This window comes from Nocardioides pakistanensis (assembly GCF_054781215.1).
This window is the reverse complement of sequence record NZ_BAAGUV010000085.1, coordinates 1-531: the sequence shown is the minus strand read 5'-3', so window position 1 is coordinate 531 and position 531 is coordinate 1. Positions and strand designations below refer to the sequence as shown.

General features: G+C 53.3%; 1 rRNA gene. It reads right to left on the bottom strand.

Going from position 1 to position 531, the window contains the following annotated elements:
- Nucleotides 1-286, bottom strand: a 16S ribosomal RNA gene (locus ACYVIH_RS22655); the annotation flags it as partial.
- Between the last annotated feature and the right edge of the window lie 245 nt (nt 287-531).

Below are 531 nucleotides of genomic sequence, written 5' to 3'. Positions count from 1 at the left end.
GGCTACCCGTCGTCGCCTTGGTAGGCCATTACCCCACCAACAAGCTGATAGGCCGCGAGCTCATCCTCCACCGCCGGAACTTTCCACCAGCACTCCATGCAGAGACTGGTCATATTCGGTATTAGCCACCGTTTCCGGTGGTTATCCCAAAGTGAAGGGCAGATTGCTCACGTGTTACTCACCCGTTCGCCGCTCGTGTACCCCCGAAAGGGCCTTACCGCTCGACTTGCATGTGTTAAGCACGCCGCCAGCGTTCGTCCTGAGCCAGGATCAAACTCTCCATTGAAAACTCTCAACAAACACCCAACCCCAAAAAGGTCAGGCCTTCATCGACACATCAACAAGAGATCCATCCAGACTGAAGTAACCACCCCCACCCCAAAAGAGCGAGAGCAGTCGATCAACCTAAAGGAATCAAACAACCGACAGACACCCAACACCCCACAAAGGAGCATCAGCAGCCTGCCGACTGGCGATACAAACTAATTCGTCGACTTTTAACACACTGTTGAGTTCTCAAACATCACACGC